Annotated in this window: 3 protein-coding genes; 2 read left to right on the forward strand and 1 reads right to left on the reverse strand. The window is 70.0% G+C overall.

The genetic code is table 11. The annotated features are described in order from the left end of the window. Nucleotides 1–2,550, reverse strand: a 2,550-nt coding sequence (locus VIR15_RS05105) for a glycoside hydrolase domain-containing protein (RefSeq protein WP_331926394.1), incomplete at its 3' end; no start/stop codon positions are given. Nucleotides 2,551–2,801: 251 nt separating this feature from the next. Between VIR15_RS05105 and VIR15_RS05110 the strand changes: the two genes are divergently transcribed. Together VIR15_RS05110 and VIR15_RS05115 are read left to right on the forward strand one after the other, a co-directional pair. After that, the gene (locus tag VIR15_RS05110; RefSeq protein WP_331926395.1) at nt 2,802–3,857 is read left to right on the forward strand and encodes a LacI family DNA-binding transcriptional regulator; all 1,056 of its coding nucleotides are present in this window, start codon (nt 2,802–2,804) and stop codon (nt 3,855–3,857) included. Further along, nucleotides 3,854–4,963 (forward strand): class I mannose-6-phosphate isomerase, encoded by a 1,110-nt coding sequence (locus VIR15_RS05115; protein WP_331926396.1) that lies wholly within the window; start codon nt 3,854–3,856, stop codon nt 4,961–4,963. Before VIR15_RS05110 ends, VIR15_RS05115 begins: the two co-directional genes overlap by 4 nt. Nucleotides 4,964–5,153 lie beyond the last annotated feature (190 nt).

Here is a 5,153-nt window from a genome sequence, read left to right on the forward strand (position 1 = left end):
GTAGCCCAGGAAGATCGACGTGTCGAGCCCCTTGCGGCCGACGGCGCTCGACGTCGGCAGGACCGTCGCGTTCTTGAGCGCCGCATCGTAGGTGCCCAGCGGGTCCGGCAGCGGGACGCCCTTGACGTAGGCGTCGGCGAAGGACACGTCGGAGCTCGTGCCGGTCATGAGGTCGGCGTAGCCAGGCGATGACCACCTCGCGACCCAGCCGCCGTCCCGGTACTGCTGGACGAAGCCGTCGGCGATCTCCGCGGCGACCTCCGGATAGAGGAGCGAGTACGCGGGCCAGACAGTGCGGTAGGTGTCCCAGAACCCGTTGTTGACGTACAGCTTGCCGTCCTTGACGGCGGCGTTCGTCTGGGTCGGTGTCGCGGCGCCGGACTTGGGGCTCACCGGGCTCGCGTACTGGTAGCGCGGCTGGGTGGCCGAACCGGTGTTCTCGAACTGGCTGTTGGGATAAAGGTTGAGCCGGTACAGGTTCGAGTAGAGCGTCGTCCGCTCGCTGTCGTTGGCTCCATCGACCTCCACGACGCCGAGCCGCTCGTTCCACGCCTGGTTTGCCGCGGCCCGGACGGCCTCGAAGTCGCGCCCGGCAAGCTCGAGTCCGTGGTTGCGACGAGCCTGGTCCAGCGAGAGGAATGACGTCGCCAGCTTGACGACCACCTGGCGGTCGGTGCTGAGGTCGAAGGTCGCGTAGCGGGTCCCCGAGTGTCCGCCGGGTGCGGTACCCGCCGCCGTGACCGGACGGTCGAACGTCCCGTAGACGAACATGCGGCTCCGGCCCGCGGACAGGCCGCTGCCGTTGTCGACCCACCCGGTGAGCTCGTTGGAGCCCGCCGCCACGGTGAAGGCGCCGCTGTTGTCCACGGTGTCGACCACGAGATGACCGGCCGAGGCCGACTCGGGGAAGGTGAACCGGAAGACACCGCCGTGGTCGGCAGGAGCCGTCTCGGCCCGGATGCCGCTCGCGTCGGCGCCCCCGGCCAGCTCGACCTTGTAGTAGTCGGGGCGGGCGACCTCGGTCGCATGGTCGAAGGCGAGTCCGCGACCGGATGCCGAGCCCGTCGGGACCCCTGCGGTGACGGACGGCATGACGGACAGCTGGTTGCGATCGCCCATCCACGGGCTCGGCTCGTGCGAGATGGCGAGCCCTTGCAGCACAGGGAGGTTCGCTCCGTTGTTCTGCGCCTGGTAGTGGTACTCCCACGAGCTGGAGTTCGCATCAGTCGTTGGTGTGAAGAACGTGAACCCGTTCGGGACGGAGCTGATCGGCAGGTTGTTGCCGCGCGAGAAGGACCCGGACGAGTTCGTGCCGCGCCGCACGTCGACGTAGTTGGTCAGATCGGAGCCGTCGACGGCCGCCGGCTGCGGGACGATGGACAGGTCGTCGATCCAGCCTCCGAACCGCGTCTCCTCCGTCGCCTCAGGGTTGTCGTAGCCGACGAGGATCCGGTCGATCGTCTTGCCGGCGGCGACGCGTCCCACGTCCAGCGTGACCGAGTTCCACTGGTGCGCATAGAGGATCTTGCCCGCGCCTTGGCCGGCCGGACTCGCCGCGACCTCGTGGACGTCACTGGCGCCGAGGTCGGACAGGTAGCTGCCGTCGGTGAAGCGCAGGTCGACCGCGGTGTGGGTCGAGGGGTAGCTCAGGTCTCCGGAGACCATGTCCGGGAAGATCTTGTACTCGACCTGGGTCGTCTCAGTCACGGGGACGTCGACGTCGAATAGCCGGTTCCAGGCGTAACCACGCCCGACGGCGGTGTGGCCGCCGGAGTACCGCAGGGCTTTGACGCCCGTCCAGCCCACGAGCGGCTTGATGTTGAATCCCGAGATGGGCCCGGCTCCCACGCTGGTCACCATCGGCGTCGGGTCGCCGTTGCCGGTCGAGCCGTCATTGAGATCCCAGTCGGCCAGCTGGACGATGCCGCCGCTGTGCACCGCGGTGACATTCAGTCGGTAGTAGCCGTATGCCGCTGGGCTCGTCACGTCGAACGTGAGCGTGGCGAATCGGCCGGGGAAGTCGATGTTCGTCCGGGTGTCGAGCGTGGTCCACGTCGTGCCGTCGTTCGACCCCTCGAGCCGGAAGTCCTTCGGGTCGCGCTCCGGTGCGTCGTTCGCCGACGTGAGGGAGTAGCGGACCGCCTTGGCGGGTGAAGCGAGCTGGTAGCGCACCCACCCGGTCGAGGCGAAGGCCAGCCACTTCGTGTCCGGGTTGGCATCGGCGAGGTTGGCCGCCACCTCTCCAGGCGCATTCTGGGCGCTCGCGGTGACGGCGGTGACTGACCCGAGCAGGCTGCCACCCACGTTGAAGGTCCCGGTGACATTGCGTTGGCGGGGCCCGTCCGGGCCGACCTCGACCGTCGACACCTCGGGCTGCGGCTGCCCGTCCTCGAACGAGGTGACGAAGTCGGGGGCCGGCGCGGCTGAGGCGAGTCCAGGTGGCGCGGGCGAGGCCGCGGCAGAGGGCGACTGAGCGGTCACCCCGATTGTCGAGGCGGCCACGAGCGTCATGGCCACCGTCCCCTTCAGCAGTGCAGCAGTCACGCCCATGGTTCCTCCGTGCTCATCAGTGCTCGTCGTCGAGCTTGCGCGGGTGGCTGGGACGGTCGGTTTGCGTGCAAACGCGCCGATCGTCCGGCAGGGAGCCGTTGGGCCTGAGACTCGTGGTGCCGTCCCGACGCGTCAATGGTCGTGGACCGCCTTGTCCACTTCGGACAAGGCATCGGACAGGGAACCGCCCACGGGTCACGAGCAGGTCACATCACGTTGCCCGGATGGCGCCGCTCTGCTGTCATCAGGACATGACAACGGAGTCACGTGATCGGACGACGAGCCGGCCGACAATGGCCGACATCGCCGCCGAGGCCCACGTGTCCGTCAAGACCGTCTCACGAGTCGTCAACCACGAGCCGGGAGTGCGACCAGACACGGCTGAGCGGGTCCGTGCCGTCATCGAGCGGGTCGGCTTCCGCCGCGGCGACAGCGCCGCGACCCTCCGCCAGGGCCGGACGTTCACGATCGGCCTCGTCGTCGAGGACCTGGCCGACCCGTTCTACTCGCACATCGGTGCTGCGGTGGAGCGGGAGGCGCGAATCCACCGGTACCTGCTCGTGACCGCGTCCGCCGAGGGTTCCCCGACTCGCGAGCGTTCCGTCCTCAAGGGCCTCGTCGCCCGGCGCGTCGACGGGCTCATCGTCGTCCCGGCGGGCGAGACGCCGGTCGCCGATCCCACGGTGATCGCCAGCCGCACCCCTGTTGTCTACCTCGACCGGCCCGTGCGGAGCGAGACACCGGTCGACACGGTCCTGTCGGACAATCTCGGCGGGATCCGCAGCGCGGTCGAGCACCTCGTCGCCCACGGGCACCGGCGGATCGGCTTCCTCGGTGACTCGGCCGACGTCTGGACGGCCCGGCAGCGGCGCGAGGGCTTCATGACGACCCACCGGGACCTCCGGCTGCCCGGCACCCCGCTCGTCTCCATGGGCCCGCACTCCCCCGAGACGGTGCGAACCGCTCTGACGAGGTGGACGGCCGGTGCCGATCCGGTGACCGCCGTCATCACCGGCAACACGCGGGTCACGATCCCGGCTCTCACGTCGCTGCATGACTGGGCGACGCCGCTGTCGTTTGTCGCGTATGACGACTTCGAGCTGTCCGACGTCGTCGAGCCGCCGGTCACCGTCGTCTTCCAGGACCCGGCTGCGATGGGACAGAAGGCCGCCCAGCAGCTGTTCGCCCGGCTCCTCGGTGACGAGGGGTCGGCCCAGACCTTCGTCCTGCCCACCAGGCTCGTTGTCCGGGCGTCCGGTGTGCCCCGGCGACCCGGCCGGGACGTGAGGAACGTGAGCGCTTCATGACGACCACCTCCCCGATCAGCCGCACGCCTGCACCTGCCGCGCTGCAGCTCAACACGCCGCATCGGTTCTACCGCGGCGGCGAGCGAATCCTCGCCTTCCGCGGACTGCCGGTTCCGGAGGACTTCGACGGCCATCGGCCCGAGGACTGGCTCGCCTCGACCACCCACCTGTTCGCCGAGGGCGGAGGCGGCGTCACCCAGCTCGACGACGGCATGACGCTGCCGGCTGCACTCGCGGCCGACGCGGAGGGCTGGCTCGGCGCAGCGCACGTGGCGCAGTTCGGCGCCGAGCCGCAGCTGCTGACGAAGCTGCTCGACAGCGGTGAGCGCCTCCCGGTCCACTCCCATCCTGACCGGACCTTTGCCGCCCGGCACCTTGACTGCGACCACGGCAAGACCGAGGCCTGGCTCATCCTCGACGCCGCGCCCGGGGCCACCGTCTGGCTCGGCTTCGGGGACGGCCTGGAGACCGACGAGCTCGCGGCCCTCGTCGATGCCCAGGACGAGCGCCTCCTCGCGGCGCTCAACCCGATCGAGGTCTCTCGTGGGGACGCGATCCTCGTGCCGGCCGGGCAACCCCACGCGATCGGCGCCGGCGTCCTGCTCGTCGAGCTGCAGGAGCCGACCGACCTCTCGGTCATGCTCGAGCACGAGCGGTTCGGCCTCGAGGAGGCGCACGCCTTCCTCGGGCTGCCGCGGGCAACCGCTCTGGAGAGCGTGGTCCGCGATGCCCTCCCGCCCGCTGGGATCGCCGCACTGCGGCGCCGTTGGACCGACACTCGGGGGGTCGGTCCGGCCCTCCCGTCCCAGGCAGAGGAGTTCTTCCGGGCGCAGGTCGTCCGGCTTGACGGCGACGGTTCCGTCGTCGTCGATCGGGGGTTCGCCGTCACCGTCGTCGTCGAGGGCCGGGGCACCCTCACGACCGAGGATGACGGCTCGTCGCTCGACATCGCCGCAGGCGATGTCCTGCTCACTCCCCACGGTGCGGGCGACCTCCGCATCGCGGGCGACGTCACGGTCCTTCGCTGCCTGCCCCCCACGCCAGTGGGACGGCCGACGGTGCCGAGCGACCCACCGCCCACGGACCGCGCGAGCGGACCCAGCTGAAACACCAGCCCGGCTTCCGGGCACACCACACGCCGCCGGCCATGAGGCAAAGGTGGCAAAACCGAGGAGGATCAATGCGCAACAGGTTTGTTGCAACGGTGGCCGTAGCGTCGGTCGCCGCACTCGGACTGGCCGCGTGCGGCTCGTCGAACACACCCACGGAGCCGGGCGCCGCTCCCAACACGTCACT

Source organism: Intrasporangium sp. (assembly GCF_036566125.1).
GTDB lineage: Bacteria > Actinomycetota > Actinomycetes > Actinomycetales > Dermatophilaceae > Intrasporangium.